A 20,473-nucleotide genomic window follows, 5' to 3' on the forward strand; every position below is an offset into this window, starting at 1 on the left:
CGTGCGCGACCTCTAGGACCGGGCACTCCGGACTTGGTGTCCCTGGTGCCTGGGACGCCGGGATCGGGACGGTAGGGGTCACACCGATCCGACCTACCCTCCGGAGATCCCGATGACCCGACAGCTAGAGGTCACCCCACCCACCGCGGCACTCGACCTGCGCCGGCCCGCCTGGCTCCTCGTCCTTTCTCCCCTACCCTTCGTCGCCTGGCTGGCGGCGCTGGTGCCCGCGATGTCGAGCACCGGCGTCACCAATGCCGCGGACCTCACGACCGACCAGATGGCGTCGATCCGGGGCGGCTGGGCGACGGCCTGGGCGCTCTATGCCCTCGCCGTCCTCTTCGGCGCCGCCGCGATGGCGATGCTCAACAGCCGGCTGCGGGACACGGCGGCCCGCCGCCTCGTCGCCGCGTCGCAGGTCGCGGTCGCCCTCTCGGCGATCACCATCGTCGGCCACCTGGCGTTGATCGAGCTGGCCGCCGGCTTCACCGGGCCGCGGCTCGGCGACAGCGATCTCTATGCCGCGTCACAGGTGCTCAGCTACACGACGATCTGGTCCGCGACCGTCGCCGTGATCCTCACTGGACTCGCCCTGCGCGGCAGCATGGTGTTGCGCCGCACCGGTTTCGTCGTCGCGATCGTTGCCGCGGCGCTGCTCCTGCTCGACGTGGCCACCCGTGGACTCCCGCCGTTCCTGGTGGCCGTTTTCTGGCTCGTCGTGGGAATCGGCCTGTTGCGTCGCCGCGTACCGTCGGCGGCGTGAAGGGTCTGCGGCGGTGACCATCGAGGCGCCCGGCACGCGCGCCCTGCGTGCCGGGCGCGTCGTCGTGTCCGCCGGCTGCGCGACGTTGCTCGCCCTCTTCGCCGTCGGCGCGGCCCTGTGGCTCGCCAACGCCGAGGTCGCGCCCACCCTGTGGACAGCGCCGGACGGCTGGACCGTCAACGGGCTCCGCGCGGTGCTCGACGGCTGGGGTGTGCCGGTCACCGGGTTCGCGGCCTACTTCGTCGCGCTCGAGGTGATGCTGGTGGCGGTCAGTGCCGCCGCGGCCTACTTCGTCCTGCGCGGCCCGCTGTCCTGGTTCCGGCTCTACCTCGCCTGGGTGCTGGTGCTCTTCGCGACGGCCGGCGGCGGCGTGCCGCTGGTGGTCGGCGGGCTCTACCCCGATGTCGCCGGCGTGGTCGAGGGCCTGCCCGGGCTCGCGTGGATATCGCTGTTCCCGCTGGCGTACGTGTTTCCCGACGGTCGGTTCGTGCCGCGCTGGAGCCGCTGGCTCGCGGTCGGTTGGGGGCTGTGGCTGGCGGTGGTCGCCGCCACGGGCTCGTCGGGCGAGAGCGCGCTCGAGTTCGGCACGCTGCTGCTGCTGTTCGCGAGCTGCGTCGGCGCCCAGATCTACCGCTACGCGCGCGTCTCCGACCCGGTGCAACGGATCCAGACGCGCTGGGTGCTCTACGCGCTGGCGCTGCGGCTGGTCTACAACGTGGTGCTGCTGCTGACGCCGGTCGGCGCCGTCCAGGCGGAACAGACGCCGCGCGGGCTCGCCACGTACACCGTGTTGATGTTGGTGAGCTATCTGATCGCCGCCGCCCTGCCCGCGGCGATCGCCATCGCCATCATCCGGCACCGCCTCTTCGACATCGACGTCGTCATCAACCGCACGCTGGTCTGGGTGGTCCTCACCGGGTTCGTCGTCGGCGGCTACGCGGCGGTCGTCGGCGGGGTCGGCGCGTGGTGGCGCGGCGGCGGGCTGACCCTGCCGATCGTGGCGACCGGGCTCGTGGCCGTCGCGTTCAGCCCGGTGCGGGAGCGGGTGCAGCGCCGGGTCGACCGGTTGGTCTACGGCGAGCGGCACGATCCCTACGGGGTGCTGTCGCGGCTGGGTCGACGCCTGGCGGGCGTGGTCGAGCCGGAGTCGGTATCACCCACCATTGTGGATGCCGTCGCACGAGCCCTGAAACCGTCATATGTGGCGATCACCGTCGATCCACCCGGCGAGGTCGTCGCCTCGGCCGGCCGACCGGTGTCCGATGTGGAAAGCTTTCCGCTGACCCACCGTGGTGTCGCGCTCGGTCAGCTCGTCGTCGGAAGCGACCGGCTCACCGACACCGACCGGCGACTGCTCGCGGATCTGGCCGACCAGTGCGGTGCCGCGCTCTACGCCGACCGCGAGGCCGCCCGCACCCGCCGGCTCGCGACCGACCTACAGCACGCCCGCGAGCGCCTCGTCGCCGCCCGTGAGGAGGAGCGTCGCCGGATCCGCCGCGACCTGCACGATTCGCTCGGTCCGGCGCTCGGCGGGCAGGCGCTGACGATCGACACCGCCCGCGCGCTGCTCACCAGCGACCCGGCCGCCACCGACCGCCTGCTGCGCGACCTCAAGGACCAGACCCGGGAGAACCTTGCCGAGGTACGCCGCCTGGCGCGCCAACTGCGGCCGCCGGTGCTCGACGAACTCGGCCTGGGTGCGGCGCTGCGCCACGTCGGCGAGCGCTACGCGCACGTAGGGGTGCGGGTCGACATCCCGGACCTGCCGGAACTGCCCGCCGCGGTCGAGGTCGCCGCCTACCGGATCGCGCACGAGGCGCTCAACAACCTGGTCCGGCACGCTGGCGCGCAGGCGGGCACCCTGCGCCTGTCCTTCGCCGACGGGATGCTGTGCGTGGAGGTCCGCGACGACGGGCGGGGCATCCCCGCCGGGGTGACGGGCGGTGTCGGAATGGCGTCGATGCGGGAGCGTGCCGAGGAGCTCGGCGGCACGCTGGAGATCGTCGGGGCGGATCCGGGCACCCTCGTCCGGGCCCGACTCCCGCTGCCGCCCCGGCCCGAGGAATGAGCCCGATGGAACCGATCCGCATCCTGCTCGCCGACGACCACCCGGTGTTCCGTTACGGGATCCGCGCCGTCCTCGCGTCGGACCCCCGCTCGGAGCTGGTCGGCGAGGCCGGGAACGGCGACGAGGCGGTGGCGAAGGCAGCCGAGCTGGCGCCCGACGTGGTGCTGATGGACCTGACCATGCCGGGCCTCAACGGCGTCGAGGCGACCCGGCGGATCGTGGCGGCGCGGCCGCAGACCAACGTCCTGGTGGTGACGATGTTCGACGACAGCGCCTCGGTGCTGGCGGCCGTCCGGGCGGGAGCGCGCGGCTACCTGGTCAAGGGCGCCGACCGCGACGAGATCCTGCGCGCCGTGCACGCGGCCGCCGCCGGCGAGGCCATCTTCAGCCCCGCCGCGGCCCAGCACCTGGCCGCGCACCTGGCGGCGCCGCGGCCGACACCGGCGTGGCCGGCGTTTCCCGGGTTGACCGCGCGCGAGCACGAGATCCTGGTGCTGATGGCGTCGGGCCTGACGAACACGGCCATCGCGGAACGGTTCCGGCTGAGCCCGAAGACGGTCCGCAACTACGTCTCCACGATCATCGCGAAGCTGGAAGCGGAAACCCGGGCGGAGGCGATCACCCGCGCCCGGGCGGCCGGCATCGCCGAACCCGACGGCTAGCGCGGTGCCGCGGCGGCGCGGAGCTGGTCGAGCGAGCGCTCGAGGTCGTCGGCCGCGGGCCGATCGCCCGCGCGGTAGCTGGCCAGCTCCGCCTCGGAAGCGGCCAACCGGGCCCGCGCGTCGGCGTCGAGCACCGTGAACTGGAGCCGCCAACCGTCGAGCTCGAGCTTGGAGGCGTGCGTCGTCAGGACCTTGGCGGCCTCCGGACCCGCGTCGGGGTGCTCGGCGGCCCGGCCGAGCTCGATGTGCATCTCGTCGAGCCCGCGGTCGAGCTGGGTGACGTAGTCGGCCCACTCCCGCTCGTCGACCGTGTCGGAGCGGGTGTGCGCCCGCTCCAGGCCGCCGCGAAGGCGGGCGAACGAGTGGCGGACGGTCTCGCTCAGACCGGCATGTCGCTCGGCGGCGGCGTGCTCGGCGGCGGACAGGCGACGATCGACCTCGGCTGCCCGGGCCTCCTGCGCGGTGGTCACGGGCCGAGCGTATCGCGGGCCGGCCCGCGTGGAGATGAACAGCTGAGGCCGCGACGCACCGGTCACCGAGATTTCCGGCACCGGCACGACGCAGTTCGCTGTTCGGCCATCCGGGCGCGGCGATCGTTCGATTACCGTACGGCTCACTTCTGGGCGGAACGACTACGGAGTGAGCCCATGTCGTCGGTGTATTGGCTTGCCAACTCAGGAATCGCCGTCGCCGGGCGGACGCCGCGCACGGTGCGGCACGGGGTCGCCTCGACCCTGACGTTGGCGAGTTATCTCGGTTGGCGTTCGAAGCGCCTGGTGACCCAGGAGAACATGGCGAAGGTGCTCGGGCTGCCGGCGACCCATGTCCTCGTGCGGCGCGCGGCGCGGCGTTCCTGGAGCAACTACGGGCGGACGGCGGCCTCGTTGATCTGCCTGCCCTACGAGAACATGCCCGACGTCGACGCGCGTACGCGGGACCTGACCGAAGGCACGTCATGGCGCGAGTGCGTCGAGTCGGCGATGGCGCCCGGCCGGGGCGCCATCATCACCACCGGCCACTTTGGAAGCTGGGACCTGGCGGGCGCCATCGCCGCCCGGCACGTGCCGCTCTCGGCCATCGCCGACACCTTCAAGGACCCGGAGCTCAACCGGCTGCTCCAGGGCCACCGGCGGGAGAAGAACGTCGAGATCATCCCGGTGTCGGGTGCGGCCCGGCGGGTCATGCAGGAACTCGCCGCCCGCCGCGCGGTGGCGATCGTCGTCGACCGGCCCGTCACCAGCCAACGCGGTGTGGAGGTCACGTTCTTCGGCCACCGCTGCCATGTCCCGGCCGGAGCGGCGACGCTGGCCGTCAAGTCCGGTGCGGCGATCATGCCGGGCTACGTCTGGTACGCACCCAACAACGGCTACTACATCCGCGCGTTCCCGCCGATGTTCCCGCGGCCGGTGACCGGCAACGCCGAGCGGGCCGCGGAGATCGCGCGGCTGGCGCAATACATGTTCGCCTGCCAGGAAGAGGTGGTGCGGCAGTGCCCGACCCAGTGGTTCATGTTCCGCCGGTTCTGGCCGGCGGAGGCGGAACGTCCGGCGGCTGGCGTGATCGAGGCGCGGGCGGCATAGCGGCGGCGGCGCGGCGCCGGCGCAGCATCCGGCGCGGCGGGTCGACGAACCAACTCCAGGCACACTGCGCGACATAGCTGGCCGGGTTGAGCCGCGCCGGCGGCTGTTCCTGACCACCCGCCCGCACCGCCCGATCGACGATCGCCCGGCGCAGGTCGGCGGCGTCGACGCCCGGGAAGCGCGTGTAGCCGGCCCCGATGTGCTGCCAGAAATGGGCGTCGCTCGAACCGATCTCGGCCAGGCCCCCAGTCCTTGTTGGCTTCGCGTACGACATCGCGCCGCGACGCGTTGGCCGGGCTCGGGTTGTAGGTCTCGATGCCGTCGATCTCGAAGCCGGCGGCCAGCAGGGCGTCGATCCGCCGCCGGCTCAGGCTGGGCACGAGCCGGCCCAGCGGGTGCGGCACGACCACCAGGCCGCCCTGTTCCTTGATGGCGTCGATGCTCTCCTCGACCGATCGCATCGGCCGGGGCGCGTGCTCCACGAACAGGCCGAGCAGGTGACCCTGGCGGGTCGACACCTCGACACCGGTGACCAGGCTGATGCCGGATTCCTGCCCGGCCAGCAGTTCCGCGACCCGCCGGGCACCCTCGACGTGGTCGTGGTCGGTCACCGCGATGACGCTGAGCCGCTGGGCGAGCGCCTGCCTGACCAACCGGGCCGGGCTGATCCAGCCATCGCCGAGGTTCGTGTGCAGGTGCAGGTCGGCCCGTCCGGCGGGCGGCTGGTCACGCACGCGGCCATCGTAGGGCCGCTCGACGGCCGCGGGCCGTTCCGCAAGCCGACGTTCGCCTGGGCGCCGGCCGCCGGCCATCGACAGGCTGCGCCGGGCGCGAAAACATGGGCGACATGGTGGCGTCGACCCGCTCCCCCACCCGCCGTCGTGCGGAGCGGGTCGGCGATTTCCTGACCGACTGGACCAACCGGCTTCCGCCGCGCGTGCGCCGCTGGGCGCCGCGGGAGTTGGTCGGCTTCGCGATGCTCGGCGGCTTCACCTTCGGCGTCGACCTCACACTGCTCTGGCTGCTCCGCCGATCGACCCCGCTCCCGGTGCCGGCCGCGGTAACCACCGCCTACGTCGGGGCGGTCGCGTTGAACTACGTGCTCAACCGCACGGTCAACTTCCGGTCCCACGCGCCGGTCGCCGGCGAGGCCTCGCGCTACACGCTGGTCGCGCTCACCGACTACCTGCTCACCCTGGGTGTCACGACCGGCCTGTCGGCCGCCGGGGCCAACCTCGCGGCCGCCCGCATCCTGGCGGCGGCGTTCGTGGCGTTCTTCAACTACGCCGCTGCCCGCTGGTGGATCTTCCGCAACCCCGGTGGGTGAGGTGACGGTTGGGGCCGGCGTGGCGTCGAACCGCGCACACTCTCTGGCGTGTCACGGAACGGGGGTGGTAAATCTTGTCCCGGTGGAAGGCACCTGGGGCGGCCGAGCACCGCAAACCACGCTGCACCGGCTCACGCGGCCGGTGTTGACCGTTGCCGCCTCCGAGACCTGCGGGCGGGTCGACGAATTGTTCCGCGCCGATGACACGCTGCGGTGCGTCGTCGTCGACGACGGTCAGCGGCGGGGCCTGGTCATGCGCGAGTCGTTCGGCACGATGATGGCCGGCCCGTTCGGGTTCGGCCGGGCGCTGCGATCCCGCCAGCTCATCGGCGAGCTCACCGACTGGTCGCCGCTGCGGCTGTCGGCCGACACCCCGGTGGAGGCGGCCGCCCTGCTCGCCCGGGGCCGCCCGGCCAACCAGACCTACGACGACGTGCTCGTCGAGGAAGACGGAGCGGTCGCCGGCCGCATCTCGGCGGCGGAGATCTTCGACGGGCTCGCCCGTCTCTACGCGCACCGGGCCACCCACGACGAGCTCACCGGCCTGGCCAACCGCTCCTTCCTGCTCGACCGGCTGGCCGCCGCGTGCGCCGACGCCGGCCGCGGCGGCGACCGGGTGCTGCTGGCCTATGTCGACCTCGACGGCCTGAAGCGGATCAACGACACCCACGGCCACCAGCTCGGTGACGCGGTGCTGGTCGTGGCCGGCCAACGGATGGCCCGCGCGGCACTCTCCGGCGAGCTGGTCGCACGTCTGGGCGGCGACGAGTTCGCGGTCCTGGCCCGCCTGCCGCAGAGCGAATCGGCCGAGGCGGCCGCCCGCGCCCTCGGCGAGCGATACGTGCTCGCGGTGACCGCGCACGACGGCCATCTCGCCGCCGGCGCCACCGTGACGGCCAGCGTCGGCGTGGCGGTGTCCGGCCGGGTCGCCGACCCGCAGAGCGTGCTGAGCGAAGCCGACATGGCCATGTATCAGGCGAAGCAGAGCGGCGGGGGTCGCACAGCGGTGGTCACCGGCGTCGGCGCCGAACTTTCCCACCGCCTCGGCGCATCCGACCTGTCGATGCGCGACGCCATTCGCGACGGCCAGCTACGCCTGTTCTACCAACCGATCGTCGACGTGCGCGACGGCGCGATCGTCGGCATCGAGGCACTGGTCCGTTGGCTGCATCCACGTCTGGGTCTGCTGGCGCCGGAGCGTTTCCTGCCGGAGGCCAACCGAGCCGGTCACGTCCCCGATCTCGACCGTTGGGTGCTCAACCAGGCCTGTGCCGACATGGCGGCGATCGTCCGCGACCACGACGGGCAGGCACCGCCGCGGATGAACGTCAACGTCTCGGCGGCGACGCTGGCCCTCTCCATCGACGACCACGTGGCCGCGGCGCTGGCCGCGTCCGGCCTGCCGGGCAACCGGTTGGCGCTGGAGATCTCCGAAGACGCCGACCTGGAGACGCTGTCGAAGGCGATGCCGCGGCTGGAGAAACTGCGCCAGGCCGGCGTGGGCCTGGTCCTCGACGACATGGGCAGCGGCTCGACGAGCCTGCGCTACCTGTCCCGGCTCCCGTTGCAGGGCCTGAAGATCGACCGCACCTTTGTCGGCGGCGTCGTCCACAACACCGGCGACTACACGGTGGTCAAGTTGCTGGCCGATCTCGCGCACGGCCTGGGCATCGGTGTGACGGCCGAGGGCGTGGAGACGCCGGACCAGCTCGCCGCGCTGCTCGACCTCGGCATCCATTCCGCACAGGGCTTCCACCTCGGCCGTCCGCAGCCCCTGGAGGCGTTCGCGGCGAAATTGGCCAGCGCGGGAGAAGCCGCGCGGTGACATCCGTCAGGCGGGCAGCGCCGGTTCATACAGCCAAGCCGCGAACAGCTCGCCGAGCGGCCGTGCCGAGTGGCGCTGCGCCAACGCGGTGAACTCCTCGGTGGTCACGGTGCCGTGCTGGTGCACCCGCGCCCACTCCCGCAGCAGGGCGAAGAACGACGTGTCGCCGATGGCCGCCCGCAGGGCGTGCAGGGTGAGCGCGCCGCGCTGGTAGACCCGGTCGTCGAACATCCGCCGTACCCCCGGATCGGCCACCCGAAGGTCCTGGGGCAGTGCGGCCAGCAGCGCCCGCGACCGGGCGGCGTGGGCCTGCGCCGGTTCGCCGCCGGACAGCTCGGACCACAGCCACTCGGCGTATTTCGCGAAACCCTCGTTGAGCCAGATGTGGCGCCAGTCGGCCACCGTCAGGCTGTTGCCGAACCACTGGTGCGCCAGTTCGTGCGCGACGAGCCGCTCGAAGCCGCGGCGCCCGTCGATGTGGTTGGCGCCGAAGATCGACAGCCCGTGCGCCTCGACCGGCACGTCCAGGGTCTCGTCGACCACGACAACCGCATAATCGCTGAAGGGGTACGGGCCGAAGAGGCGCTCGAACAGGGCCATCATCTCCGGCTGGCGGCCGAGGTCGTGCGTCGCCGCCGTGAGCAGCCGGGGCGGCACGGCCGCACGCTGGGGTATCGCGCCGGCGACCAGGTCGACCAGCCGATACCGTCCGATCTGGACAGTGGCGAGGTAGCTCGGCATCGGCGCGGGCTGCTCGTACACCCAGGTGGTGGTGTTTCCGGTGGTCCGGCGCGAAACGAGAGTGCCGTTGGCGACGACGGTGAGTCGCGACTTGGTGGTCAGCGCGATCCGGTAGGTGGCCTTGTCGGCCGGGTGGTCGTTGCACGGAAACCACGACGGTGCTCCCGTCGGCTGGCTCGCGACGAGCGCGCCGTCGTCGATCCGCTCCCAGCCGAGGTCGCCCCAGCGGCTCGGGATCGGCCGGGGGACGCCGCCGTAGCGCACGGTGACCGTGAACGGCGCCCCGGCGGATATCGGCGTGGTCGGCCGGATGCGCAGCTTGCCGGCGCGGTGGCTGAAGCGGGCCGCCGCGCCTTCCACGAACACCTTGTCGATCTGGAACATGCCGAGGTCGAGGCTGAACTCCGCGAGGACGCGGTCGGCCGTCGCGGAGATGGTCGCCCGGCCGGAGAGCCGACCCGGACCGGTCCGGTAGTGCAGGTCGAGGTCGTAGTGCGTCGTCCGGTAGCCGATGTTGCCGTGTCCCGGCAGGTAGGGGTCCGGGCCCTTCGTGTTCACCCGCGGCGGGCCCAGTCCGCCGGCCACGCGGCGATCGGGTTGCCAAGCCAGCGGCCGCCGCCCGGCACGGTCTCGCCGCGCATCACCAAAGACGCCGGCCCGACGGTGGCGTGCTCCCCCACCGTCGCGCCGGGCAGCACGATCCCGTGCGGGCCGAGGGTGGAGCCCTCGTTCAGCGTCACCTGGTCCATACGCATGATTCGATCATGGAACAGGTGGGTCTGCACAACGCAGCCCCGGTTGACGGTGGCGCCGTCACCGATGCGGATCAGGTCGGCTTCCGGGAGCCAGTAGGTCTCGCACCACACGCCGCGCCCGATCCGGGCGCCGAGGCCGCGCAGCCACAGGCTCATCAGCGGGGTGCCGCCGACCGCACCGGCGAGCCACGGCACGGCCAGGACCTCGACGAACGTGTCGGCCAGCTCGTTGCGCCACACGAAACTGCTCCACAGCGGCCGTTCCCGCACCTGGAACGCGCCGACCAGCAGCCACTTCATCAGGGCGGCGACCACGCAGGCCACGATGCCGGCGGCGAGCAGCAGCGGACCGCCGGCGGCCAGGGCGATGACCCACCCGAATCCGGCGGCCAGTCCCTCGAATCCGGCGAGGGCACCGACGGCAAGCGCCACCGTGCACATGACCGGGACGATGCGGCACAACTCGACGGCCGCGCGGGCCAGCATCAGCCGGGCCGGCGGGTCGTAGGTGCGGCTCTGGTCGCCCTTCGCCACCGCCCGCGGCACCTTCATCGGCGGCATGCCGAGGTAGGAACTGCCGGCTTTGGCCCGTTTCGGCGTCGCGGACAGCACTCCGACCAGCCCGCGCTTCGGCACGGCGCGGCCGGGCGCGGTCATGCCCGAGTTGCCGAGGAACGCGCCCTTGCCGACCCGGGCGGCGCCGATCTTCAGCCAGCCACCGCCCAGCTCGTAGGAGGCGACCAGGGTGTCGTCGGCGAGGAACGCGCCGTCGCCGACGGTGGTCATCGCCGGCACCGCGAGGACGGTCGACGCCTCGACCCGGCGGCCGACCCGCATGCCGAGCGCGCGCAGCCAGACCGGCGTGAACAGGCTCGCGTAGAGCGGGAACAGGCCCACCCGGGCCAGGTCCATCAGCCGCTCGGTGGCCCACGCCTGCCACGCGACCCGCCCGTGCACGGGGTGGTGGCCGGCGCGCAGGCCGATGCTGAGCGCGCGCACGAGCAGCAGGATCAGCAGCGCGTAGGTGGCCATCACGGCCACGGTGGCGAGCGGGACGCCGATCAGCGCCTGGGTGAAGGCGGCCCCGAGGGTGGTGGCACCGCGCACGAAACGGCCGAGCACGACCAGCCCGGCCAGCGCCGCGATCACGGGGAGCAGACCGAGCAGGAACGAGGTCAGCCCGTAGGCCACGGTCCACCCGGCCGCGCGACCTGGACGGCGCTGCGGCCAGCGGCGGGCGGCCCGGCCGGACCGGCTCGCCGGGACGCCGGCCCAGCGCTGCCCCGCGGGCACCGGACCGACCACGCACGAGCCGGGTGCGACCTCGGCCCGCTTGCCGATCCGTGCGCCGGGCATCAGCGTGCTGCGGGCGCCGACCGTCGCTCCGGCGCCGATCCGGATCCGACCGACGTGCACGACGTCACCGTCGACCCAGTGCCCGGCGAGGTCGACCTCCGGCTCGACCGCGGCGCCCGGCCCGAGCCGGAGCATGCCGGTCACCGGCGGCAGGGAGTGCAGGTCGACACCGCTGGCGATCTTCGCGCCGAGCGCGCGGGCGTAGTAGGTGATCCATACCCCGGCCAGGTTGGTGGCGCCGCTCGACGCCGCCAGCCGTTCGGCCGCCCACAGTCGCAGGTGGACGCGACCGCCGCGCGGGTAGCTGCCCGGTCGCAGGCCGCGCAGCAGCAGGCGGGCGCCGCCGGCCGCGATCGCGATCCGGCCGGGCGGGCTGATCAGCAGCAGCCAGCCGGCGAGGACCCACCACCAGGACACGGTCGGTGCCCACGGGAAGCTGCCGAACAGGGCGAGCACGTTGTTGAGCGCGGCCAGCGTCACCACCCAGCGCAGCCCGACCACGCCGAGCATCGGCAGCATCAGGGCGGCCTGGGCCAGGCCGGTCAGCCGCGGCGTCGGCAGCACGGTGCGGGTGGCCGCCTCCGCGGCCTCGAACTCGTCGAGCCGGCGGGCCAGGGCCCGCAGCGTCGGGTGCTGGTAGACGTCGCTGACCGACGCGCCCGGGTAGCGGCCGCGCAGCAGCGTGACGAGCTGTGCGGCGCTCAGGCTCGAGCCGCCGCTGGCGAAGAAGTCGGTCTCGGGGCCGCTCGGCGCGACGCCGAGCATCTCGCTCCAGCACTCGGCCAGCCAGGCCTCGGTGCCCTCCAGCCGCAGGACGGCCGCGGCGGCCTCGAGCTCCGGCAGCGGCCACGGCAACGCGGCGCGGTCGACCTTGCCCGACGTGCGGGTCGGTAGGTGGTCGACCACGGCGAGCAGCGGGACCAGCGCGGCCGGCAGGGCCGCCCGCAGCCGCTCCACGGCCGCCGCCTTGTCGAACCCGCCGTCGGCCGCGGGGGTCGCGGGCGCGCCGGCCGCGGGCAGGTCGGTCGCGGGCAGGTCGGTCGCGGGCACGTCGGCCGCGGACAGGTCGGTCGCGGACAGGTCGGTCGCGGGCAGGTCGGTCCCGGGCACGTCGGCCGCGGGTAGGTCGGTCGCCGGCACGAGGTAGCCGACCAGGAGTTGGTTGCCGTGCCGCGTCGTGCGGACCGCCGCCGCGGCCGCGGCCACGCCCGGCAGCGCCTGAAGCGCGGCGTCGACCTCGCCCAGCTCGATCCGGCGCCCGCCCAGCTTGACCTGTTCGTCGCCCCGGCCGACGAACAGCAGCCCTTCGGGGTCGGCCCGCACGAGGTCACCGCTGCGGTAGGCGCGCGACCAGCCCAGCGACGGCAGCGGCGCGAACTTCTCCGCGTCTTTGGCCTCGTCGAGGTAGCGCGCCAGCCCGACGCCGCCGATGACCAGCTCGCCGATCTCGCCCATGGCGACCACGTCGCCCCAGGTGTCGACGACCGCCAGCTCCCAGCCGTCGAGCGCCAGGCCGATGCGCACCGGACCCTCGCCGGTGAGCTGCGCGGCGCAGGCGACGACCGTGGCCTCGGTCGGCCCGTAGGTGTTCCACACCTCACGGCCTTCGACGGCCAGCCGCTCGGCCAGCTCGGGCGGGCAGGCCTCGCCGCCGAAGATCAGCAGCCGCACGTCGTCGAGGGCGCCGGCCGGCCACAGGGCGGCGAGCGTCGGGACCGTCGAGACGACGGTGATCCGCTGCTCGACCAGCCACGGTCCGAGATCCATCCCGCTGCGCACCAGCGAGCGCGGCGCGGGCACGAGGCAGGCGCCGTGCCGCCAGGCCAGCCACATCTCCTCGCAGGAGGCGTCGAACGCGACGGACAGACCGGCGAGGACCCGATCGCCAGGCCCCATCGGCTCGTCGGTCAGGAAGAGCGTCGCCTCGGCGTCGACGAACGCGGCAGCGGCGCGGTGGGTCACCGCGACGCCCTTCGGCCGGCCGGTCGACCCGGAGGTGAAGATGATCCACGCGTCGTCGTCGAGGCCGGGCCGGCCGGCCTGCCCGCCGGGCGCCCGGCGCAGTGCCAGCGTGCGGTCCGGTCCGACGACGGCAGCCACGTCGGCCTCGGCGAACACCAGTTCGGCCCGCTCGTCCGGATCGTCGGCGTCCACCGGCACGTAGGCGGCACCGGCGGCCAGCACGGCGAGGATCGCGACATAGAGATCGGCGGTGCCGGACGGTACGCGTACGCCGACGCGGTCACCGACGCCCACACCGAGCGCCGCGATCCGCTCCCGCAACTCGTCGACCTCGGCCTCCAGCGCCCGGTAGCTGAGCAGGGTGACCCCGTCGTCGATGGCCGGCGCGTGGGGATGACGGTGTGCGGTCTGGGCGAGGATGTCGAGCAGGGTGCGCGGCGGCGGGGCGGCCTGCGCGGGGTAGATCGCGCGCGGCCCGTCGAGGCGTAGCGACGGCAGCACCTCAGTCAGATCGACATCGGCCAATGACGCGCGCATGCTCCACCCTCCGACAACATGAGCTGCACCGCGGGCAGCGAGGACGTTTTCCCGGGCCCACCGGCTACCCGGCTCACGGTCAGCGTGGCGATCCGCATATTGGCAACGCTTACGGCCACCGACCGGACAGTTTAACGAAGAATGAACCGTACTTGTCTTGTTGGGGCCAATCGGGTGGTTGGCATCACAGCGGCGGGCCGACGAAATCGACGATGAGCTCGGTGACGCGCTCCGCCTCGTCGTGATGAACCCAGTGCGACGCGTCGGGCAGCCGCTCGACGCGGTCAAGGTGCGGAACGTCGTCGTGATCCGGCTCGGCGAGTTCCGGGCCGAGGTAGTGATCGCGCTGACCCCAGATGACCAAGGTCGGCGCGTCGATGGGCCGCAGTGCCGCTTCCGCACGCTTGGGTGGCGTGCGGACCGACGAGCGATAGTAGTTGATCATTCCGGTCGCGGCACCGGGCTGGGACCAGGCCTCGATGTAATGGTCGAACTCATCGCGCGTGTAGGCCGGGTTGGCGTCGCGCAGGAAATGCCGGAAGAAATGCCAATCATTGGCGCGTACGACAGTTTCCGGAAGTTCCGGAAGCGCGAAGAAGAAGAAATACCAGGACTTCTGTAGCTGGCTCGGGTGGTGCAGCCCCTGCGTCAGCTTCCGCGGGTGAGCCGCGTTGAGGATGACCAGCCGGTCGACGACCTCGGGATGCTTCATCGCGGTCATCCAGGCGACCGTCCCGCCCCAGTCGTGACCGACCAGCGCCGCCGACGCGGCGCCGCGTTCGAGGATGAGCCCGCGGATGTCGGCGGCGAGCGCGTCGATGTCGTAGGCGTCGACACCGTCCGGCCGGGACGACAGGTTGTAGCCGCGCAGATCCGGTGCGACGACCCGGAAGCCGGCCGCCGCGAGTGGTTCGATCTGCTGCCGCCAGCCATACCAGAACTCGGGAAAGCCGTGCAGCAGCACGACCAGTGGACCGTCGCCGGCCTCGACGTAGTGCAGCCGCACGTCGCCGACCTCGGCGTAGCCATCCCGCAGACCGTTGAGCCAGTGCCCCTGCCCCTGCTGTTCCATGGCCGCTCCCGCCCGGGTTTCCACGGATCACGCTACAGCCCCATACCATGACGTAGTGGGTGGAACCGGTCGGGAGTCGGGGCGAAAAATCTTCATGCGGGAGCTGGTCGGTGCCCTCCGACCGCGCCCCGAACCGCCTCCCGCCCTGCCGTTGCGGCAGGCGATCATGGCCGGCGCCGGGCCGCTGTTTCTCGCGCTGCTGGTCGGCGTCGGCTTCATCGCCGCGTTCGTCGGCGCCCTGCACAACCCCCAGCCCAACGCGGTTCCGGTCGGCGTTGTCCGCGGCGACCAGACCGCGCAGCGCCTGCTGGCCGCGGTGGCGAGCCAGACCCGACAACTGCGGGCCATCGAGTACGACGACCCGGCCGCCGCCGATCGGGCGGTGCACCGGGACGAGGTCTATTCGGCGCTCGCCAGTTCGCCCGGCGGCCTGTCGCTGACGGTCGCGACCGCCGCCTCCCCGGCGGCGGTGGCCGTCACGGCCGGCGTCCTGGGCGTGGCGGCCCAGCGCGCCGGGATCCCGCTCACGGTGACCGACGTCGTGCCCGTCAACCCCGACGACCCGCGCGGCGTGGTGCCGTTCTACCTGGCGGTCGGCCTGGTCATCGGCGGCTATTTCGGCGGCATCGCGCTGAGCCTGGCGCTGGGAACGGTGCCCCGCACCGTCGCCCGGGCCGGCGTGCGGATCGGCGGGCTCGCGATCCACGCCATCCTGCTCGCCCTGGCCGGCACGCTCATCGTCGGACCCGGGCTCGGGATCTGGCACCAGAACCTGTTCGGCCTCTTCGGGGCCGGGACCCTGCTGGCTTATGCGGCCGCGTTGTTCGCCACCGCGGTGCAGAGCTGGCTCGCCCGGCTCGGCACCACGCTGATCATCCTGCTGGTCGTGGTGCTCGGAAACCCGGGGTCCGGCGGCATCTACCCACCCGAGTTCCTGCCGAGCTTCTTCCGCGGCATCCACGAATGGGACCTACCGGGCCTGGGCGCCGACCTGATCCGATCGGTGATCTACTTCCCGGCCGGCACGGCCGCCTGGACCGCGGGCAAGCTGGCCATCTGGGCCGTGGCCAGCGTCGCAGTGTTCCTGGCCGCCACCGTCGTGCTCGGCCGCACCGCGCGACCGGCCCGGGTCGCCGACTGACGCCGACCCTGCCCCCTGATTGGCAATGCGTGCAGAGCTATTGACCTTGCGCGCACCCGGGATGATCGACCATTGAGGATGGTCGTTGCGTTCGCTAGCGTCGCGAAGTGACTGGTCTCGATCGGTCACCGCGCGTGGCACCAACGGGGGGCCGCGCACGCGACACGGGGGAACACATGACTTCAGCGCGCCCTCGGCTCGCCCGCCTCCTCACGGGCGCCCTCGCCGGCATGTTCATCGCGGTGGTCCACACACCGCCGGCGGCCGCCGAGCCGACCGGTCCACCAGCGCCGCCGCAGGTCCGCGACGTCGCCGCGGTCAGCTACCTCGGCCGTCCGGTCGTCGACAAGGCCGGCAACGTGACACTGCCACAGTCACGCCTGCGCTCCTCGGGCTCCACGCAGAAGTCCTATCTCGATCCGACGACCATCGCGGCGGTCACCCCGGCGCGCACCCCGCCGACCGAGCCGGGTGGGCCCGAGGTCGACGCGTGCCTGCGCTCGGACGGTGCCAAGACCCCGGCCGGGCGCGTGCACAACCGGTTCCTGTGGTGCCAGCGTTCGCAGCTCATCGCCGTCCGCGGCACTGTCGGCACCGGCGGCACCGGCGGCACCAAGCTGTCGGAGATGACGATGAACTACACCGCCGTCGCCTACGGCCGCGACGACAAGCGGCGCAACATCACCGTCTTCTTCAAGGCCGACAGCGTCTCGATCGTGCCGCCCAAGGGCTTCATCCGGGGCAACTCCGTGCTCTACCAACGCATCGACTGCACCGGCGACGCGTCCGCGCCACGCCCCTCGTCGGCGGACGGCTGCGGATCGACCGGCGCCTACGTCGCCATGCCGATCGACGACTGGGACGACGGCTGGACCCGCTGGACGATCGAGTCCGACGCGTCGGTGAGCCAGATCCCGGACAAGGTCCTGCGCCACCAATGGCAGTTCCGCGGTTATGTCGTCGACAGCTTCAACAAGCGCCTGCCGGACGCGTCGGGCGAGAAGCACACGATGCGGTGCGACTCGGCGACCATCGCTTTCGCGGCCTACCGCAGTGCGGCGTGCATCCACGACGACGTCGTCCCCCACCTGCAATATTCGGTCAACGACTCGAAGGTCGCCGAGGTCGCCGAACACCTCCGCTGCGCGCAGGACCCGACCTGCATCACCTATCCGTTCCCGGGCACGGCCAAGGCGATCCCCGGCAAATACGTCGGCGGGCAGAGCGAGTCCGGCGCCCTTCACCGGGTGCGTTCGGCCAAGACCACCAGCCCGATCGCCGACGCCAACCGGGCCGTCGTGCGTCCCGCCTGCGGCAGGTTGCCCATCGACGTATACGACACCGCCAAGGGTCAGGAGTGCGACGAATATCCGTTCGCGTCCACCATGGAGGGTGCGGCCTGCTGTGACCCACCGGCATTCGACTGGGACTTCTCGATCAGGGGCGTCGACAAGACGATGAACCGGTGCGCCGGCAACGCGCTCAAGAAGTACTACCGCGACGACCGGATCCTCTACCAGCAGGACGCCTTCTTCGTGGAGATCACCGACGCGCCGCCGACCGGTCCCGAATACTGCGACGCCCTGCTGCCCGAAGAGGACGAGCAGGAGACCGACGACGGCGGGGGTGGCGATCCCGAGCCCGACCTGCCGCCGACCGTCAACGCCGGCCCCGACGTCAGCGGCAACGAGGGTGCCGCGGTGCTCCTGCTCGGCTCGGCGAGCGACCCGGAGACCGGCCGGCCCGACACGCGCTGGACCTACCGGCCGGTCAGCGGGGTCGACGCCGGCGCCGAATGCTATTTCGCCTGGACCAACGACCCGCGTACCACGGTCACCTGCACCGACGACGGCGTCTACGAGGTCACGTTGACCGCGTACGACGGCGTGCACACCGTCAGCGACAGCGCCCAGGTGACGGTGTCCAACGTGGCGCCGACGTTCGGGACCCCGGGCCTGCGGATCGCGGCCGACCCGCCGGAAGGGATCGGGCTGCTCAGCCCCACGCCGTGGCAGGTGTTCCGCAAGGGTGACGAGGTCACCGTGAACGCCGCGTTCGCCGAGCCCGGTGCCAACGACACCCACACCTGCGTGACGACCTGGGACGACGGCAGCTCCAGCACGTACACCAGTGAAGATCTGGCCTGTCATGCCACCCACCGCTTCGACCGGGCGGGCATGTTCACCATCGGCACGACCGTCACCGACGACGACAGCGGCGCCGGGCTCGGCAGCGTGATGGTCATCGTCTACGACCCGTGGGGCGGGTGGGCCAACGTCGACGGCTCCTACGACTCACCCGCCGGAGCGTTGCCGGGCGCGCCCACCGCGGCCGGCGAGGGCTGGCTGCACCTGGCCGGCAAGTATTACCCGCAGAACGACCTCAACCGCCCGCTGGGCACCGCCCGCAACTGGCTGCCCGGCAACCCTTACCGGTTCGACTCCGCCGGCAGCACGCTCGACTGGCTGGTCGTGACACCCGACAACAAGATCGCGGCTAAGGGCACCGGCACCGTCTCGGGCCGGTCGGGCACCTACGGTTACGTGCTCTACGCCTACGACGGGCCCGACAAGGTCCGGATGGTGGTGTGGCCGTTGTCGGCCGGCGCCTACCCGCAGGGCGAGGTCGTCTACGACAATCGCAGCGCCGCGGGTTACGACGTTGACATCGCCGAGCCGACCACCATGCGGTCGGGGCAGGCCCTGATCCAACGCCCCTGAAGCCGGCTCAGTTCACGAAGGCGTCAAGCAGCGCCGGGTCGGCGACGGCCGAGACGACCTGACCGCGTTCCGCCGCGGTCAGGTCGAGCCGGCTGAGCCGGGCGCCCCATTCCGGCACCCGATCGGCCTCGTCGAGCGCCGTCGACAGTTCGATGAGTTGGGCCAGCGCGATCGCCTGCTCCACGGCCGGCGCGGCGTCACCGTGGCGGCGCAGCCCGGAGTTGAGCGCCCGGAACGCGGCCCGGTCGTCGTCCTTGAACTCGCGCAGGATCCGCGCGTTGTCGAGCACCCGGGCCAGCCCCTGTAGCGACTTGTCGCCGCCATACTCGAGCTCGGCCGGCTCGTCGCGCTGGATGAAAATGATCGAGTTGCCGGACGGATCCATGACCGTGAACCGCGACGCGCCCGGCCGGTAACGGGTGATCCGGGGAAGCCCTTTGGCGAGAACCTTTCCATGAGCACGGCGCATCGCCGCGGCGAACTCCGCGTGGTAGGGCGCCACCTCGTCGACCATCACCAGACACCCGCCGGTGGTCTCGGCCGCCGGGTCGACACCTTCCGCCGCCCGGCCATAGTGGAGCTCGAACCCGCGCCACCGCAACGCCAGATAGAGATAGGGCTTGTGCTGCTCCCAGATGGTCGCGAAGCCCAACGCCCGCCAGAACGCCAACGTCTCCTCCGGCGCCACACACGGCAGCAACGGGACAGTGACCTCATTGGACGCAACGTGCTCGGAAAGCATCGACAGACCCCCAGTGGTTACGGCTTTCACCACCGTACGGCGGCAGAATTCCTGGGCAATACGCCGTGCGGAGGTGTTGCGGGCTCGCCGCGGGTGATCTGGCGGGGAGCGACTACCGTTGCTTCGCGTGACCCACGTCGAGAGCGAGATCAACGCGGAGTTGGTTCAGGATCTCGTCCGCGACCAGCACCCCGACCTCGCCGACCGGCCGGTTCGCCTGGGTGCGCGGGGCTGGGACAACCAACTGTGGCGGCTCGGCGACGACCTGGCGGTCCGGCTGCCCTGGGCGACCGGCTCCGCGGACGCGCTGCTGCGCAAAGAGGCCGCCTGGTTGCCCACGCTTGCCCCGCGCCTGCCGCTGCCGATCCCGGTCCCGCAGCGCGGTCGGCGAACCCTCCGCTCGGTTCCCCCGGCCCTGGCTCATCACCACCTGGGTTCCGGGCACACCCGCCGACCGGCTCCCGGCGACGCTCTCGACGGAGGCGGCCACGTCCCTGGCCAGGTTCCTGACGGCGCTGCACCAACCCGCGCCCGGCGACGCTCCCGCCGGCCGCGACCGCGGCGGGCCGTTGGCCGACCGCGCCGATCAGTTCGACAGCGGGCTCGCCATCGCCACCGAGCGAGGGCTGATCGACGAACCGGACGCCGTCCGGGCCGTCTGGCACGACGCGGTCACCGCGCCCGTCTGGACAGGTCCGCCGGTGTGGCTCCACGCCGACCTGCACCCGGCCAACGTCCTCACCGCCGATGGCACCTTCTGCGGCGTGATCGACTTCGGCGACCTCTGCGCCGGCGATCCGGCTTATGACCTCGCGGGCGGGTGGCTGCTGCTGCCCGACGACGCCATCGACCAGTTCTACGCCGCCTACCGACCGAGCGCTGACACCGCCACCATGCGCCGCGCCCGCGGGTGGGCGATGGCCCGCGCCCTCAGCGGCATCCTCATCGGCGACGCCGGCGTGCACGGCCGCCCCGGCGGCAAGCCCACCTGGGGCCCACCCGCCCACGCCGCCCTGCGACGCCTCACGACCTCAGCCGGCTGAGGCCGCTCAGACCGCCGACGCGATGCCGCACAGCCTCAGCCGGTAGAGGCCCGCTCAGACCGCCGACGCGATGCCGCACAGCCTCAGCCGGTAGAGGCCCGCTCAGACCGCCCCGCGATGCCGCACAGCCTCGAACTGTTGAGGCCGCTCACTCCGCCCTGCGACGCCGCGGCCTCGGC

At 72.4% G+C, this 20,473-nt stretch carries 14 protein-coding genes and 2 pseudogenes; 9 read left to right on the top strand and 7 right to left on the bottom strand.

Annotated elements, in window-relative coordinates:
- Window positions 1-112 precede the first annotated feature (112 nt).
- From DFJ67_RS35885 to DFJ67_RS35895, 3 genes are read left to right on the top strand one after another with little or no spacing between them, the layout of a single operon-like run.
- Window positions 113-763, top strand: a complete 651-nt coding sequence (locus DFJ67_RS35885; protein ID WP_116073229.1) for a hypothetical protein — start codon at window positions 113-115, stop codon at window positions 761-763.
- 13 nt (window positions 764-776) lie between these two features.
- Complete coding sequence (locus DFJ67_RS35890) at window positions 777-2,831, top strand: sensor histidine kinase (protein ID WP_116073231.1); 2,055 nt, start codon at window positions 777-779, stop codon at window positions 2,829-2,831.
- A gap of 5 nt (window positions 2,832-2,836) precedes the next feature.
- Complete coding sequence (locus DFJ67_RS35895) at window positions 2,837-3,493, top strand: response regulator (protein ID WP_203783335.1); 657 nt, start codon at window positions 2,837-2,839, stop codon at window positions 3,491-3,493.
- Here the strand turns inward: DFJ67_RS35895 and DFJ67_RS42445 are convergent.
- Entirely contained in the window at window positions 3,490-3,963 is a 474-nt protein-coding gene (locus DFJ67_RS42445) for a hypothetical protein (protein ID WP_147315747.1), read from the bottom strand. The genes DFJ67_RS35895 and DFJ67_RS42445 overlap by 4 nt on opposite strands.
- A 177-nt stretch (window positions 3,964-4,140) precedes the next feature.
- Here DFJ67_RS42445 and DFJ67_RS35905 point away from each other — a divergent pair, with 177 nt between their 5' ends.
- Window positions 4,141-5,073, top strand: a complete 933-nt coding sequence (locus DFJ67_RS35905; RefSeq protein ID WP_170216135.1) for a lysophospholipid acyltransferase family protein — start codon at window positions 4,141-4,143, stop codon at window positions 5,071-5,073.
- Here DFJ67_RS35905 and DFJ67_RS44840 read toward each other — a convergent pair.
- On the bottom strand, window positions 5,000-5,347 hold the full coding sequence (locus DFJ67_RS44840; RefSeq protein WP_170216241.1) for a PHP-associated domain-containing protein: 348 nt from the start codon (window positions 5,345-5,347) through the stop codon (window positions 5,000-5,002). The genes DFJ67_RS35905 and DFJ67_RS44840 overlap by 74 nt on opposite strands.
- A gap of 244 nt (window positions 5,348-5,591) precedes the next feature.
- Window positions 5,592-5,885, bottom strand: a pseudogene (locus DFJ67_RS44185) (PHP domain-containing protein); the annotation flags it as partial.
- Between the two features lie 35 nt (window positions 5,886-5,920).
- Here DFJ67_RS44185 and DFJ67_RS35915 point away from each other — a divergent pair.
- Window positions 5,921-6,400 carry a GtrA family protein gene (locus DFJ67_RS35915; RefSeq protein ID WP_116077046.1) on the top strand — a complete coding sequence of 160 codons (480 nt, stop codon included), beginning with the start codon at window positions 5,921-5,923 and terminating at the stop codon, window positions 6,398-6,400.
- A gap of 82 nt (window positions 6,401-6,482) precedes the next feature.
- Complete coding sequence (locus tag DFJ67_RS35920) at window positions 6,483-8,225, top strand: putative bifunctional diguanylate cyclase/phosphodiesterase (protein ID WP_116073239.1); 1,743 nt, start codon at window positions 6,483-6,485, stop codon at window positions 8,223-8,225.
- 6 nt (window positions 8,226-8,231) lie between these two features.
- On the opposite strand, the gene DFJ67_RS35925 is transcribed toward DFJ67_RS35920, so the two are convergent.
- From DFJ67_RS35925 to DFJ67_RS35935, 3 genes are all read right to left on the bottom strand, one after another.
- Window positions 8,232-9,551, bottom strand: a complete 1,320-nt coding sequence (locus DFJ67_RS35925; protein WP_116073241.1) for a M1 family metallopeptidase — start codon at window positions 9,549-9,551, stop codon at window positions 8,232-8,234.
- Window positions 9,521-13,576 carry a Pls/PosA family non-ribosomal peptide synthetase gene (locus tag DFJ67_RS35930; RefSeq protein WP_116073243.1) on the bottom strand — a complete coding sequence of 1,352 codons (4,056 nt, stop codon included), beginning with the start codon at window positions 13,574-13,576 and terminating at the stop codon, window positions 9,521-9,523. The genes DFJ67_RS35925 and DFJ67_RS35930 overlap by 31 nt, the downstream gene beginning before the upstream one ends.
- Before the next feature lie 184 nt (window positions 13,577-13,760).
- Window positions 13,761-14,648 carry an alpha/beta fold hydrolase gene (locus tag DFJ67_RS35935; protein ID WP_116073245.1) on the bottom strand — a complete coding sequence of 296 codons (888 nt, stop codon included), beginning with the start codon at window positions 14,646-14,648 and terminating at the stop codon, window positions 13,761-13,763.
- A 55-nt stretch (window positions 14,649-14,703) separates the two neighbouring features.
- On the opposite strand from DFJ67_RS35935, the gene DFJ67_RS35940 reads away from it, so the two are divergent.
- Complete coding sequence (locus tag DFJ67_RS35940; protein ID WP_147315749.1) at window positions 14,704-15,789, top strand: ABC-2 transporter permease; 1,086 nt, start codon at window positions 14,704-14,706, stop codon at window positions 15,787-15,789.
- A 176-nt stretch (window positions 15,790-15,965) separates the two neighbouring features.
- Window positions 15,966-18,509, top strand: coding sequence for a NucA/NucB deoxyribonuclease domain-containing protein (locus DFJ67_RS35945; RefSeq protein WP_116073249.1), 2,544 nt, complete (start codon window positions 15,966-15,968; stop codon window positions 18,507-18,509).
- Between the two features lie 7 nt (window positions 18,510-18,516).
- Here the strand turns inward: DFJ67_RS35945 and DFJ67_RS35950 are convergent, their stop codons facing one another.
- Window positions 18,517-19,251, bottom strand: a complete 735-nt coding sequence (locus DFJ67_RS35950) for a DUF8817 family protein (protein ID WP_116073251.1) — start codon at window positions 19,249-19,251, stop codon at window positions 18,517-18,519.
- Window positions 19,252-19,378: 127 nt separating this feature from the next.
- Between DFJ67_RS35950 and DFJ67_RS35955 the strand changes: the two are divergent.
- Window positions 19,379-20,294 (top strand): annotated as a pseudogene (locus DFJ67_RS35955) (aminoglycoside phosphotransferase family protein).
- Window positions 20,295-20,473: the final 179 nt, after the last annotated feature.

The sequence above is a fragment of the Asanoa ferruginea genome (assembly GCF_003387075.1).
GTDB classification, from domain to species: Bacteria; Actinomycetota; Actinomycetes; order Mycobacteriales; family Micromonosporaceae; genus Asanoa; species Asanoa ferruginea.

What these genes read in the sequence shown, in the direction of transcription:
- DFJ67_RS35930 (WP_116073243.1), bottom strand. Translation starts at nt 13,576, where the DNA reads ATGCGCGCGTCATTGGCCGATGTCGATCTGACTGAGGTGCTGCCGTCG.
- DFJ67_RS35905 (WP_170216135.1), top strand. Translation starts at nt 4,141, where the DNA reads ATGTCGTCGGTGTATTGGCTTGCCAACTCAGGAATCGCCGTCGCCGGG.
- DFJ67_RS44840 (WP_170216241.1), bottom strand. Translation starts at nt 5,347, where the DNA reads ATGTCGTACGCGAAGCCAACAAGGACTGGGGGCCTGGCCGAGATCGGT.
- DFJ67_RS35895 (WP_203783335.1), top strand. Translation starts at nt 2,837, where the DNA reads ATGGAACCGATCCGCATCCTGCTCGCCGACGACCACCCGGTGTTCCGT.
- DFJ67_RS35885 (WP_116073229.1), top strand. Translation starts at nt 113, where the DNA reads ATGACCCGACAGCTAGAGGTCACCCCACCCACCGCGGCACTCGACCTG.
- DFJ67_RS35935 (WP_116073245.1), bottom strand. Translation starts at nt 14,648, where the DNA reads ATGGAACAGCAGGGGCAGGGGCACTGGCTCAACGGTCTGCGGGATGGC.
- DFJ67_RS35950 (WP_116073251.1), bottom strand. Translation starts at nt 19,251, where the DNA reads ATGCTTTCCGAGCACGTTGCGTCCAATGAGGTCACTGTCCCGTTGCTG.
- DFJ67_RS35915 (WP_116077046.1), top strand. Translation starts at nt 5,921, where the DNA reads ATGGTGGCGTCGACCCGCTCCCCCACCCGCCGTCGTGCGGAGCGGGTC.
- DFJ67_RS35945 (WP_116073249.1), top strand. Translation starts at nt 15,966, where the DNA reads ATGACTTCAGCGCGCCCTCGGCTCGCCCGCCTCCTCACGGGCGCCCTC.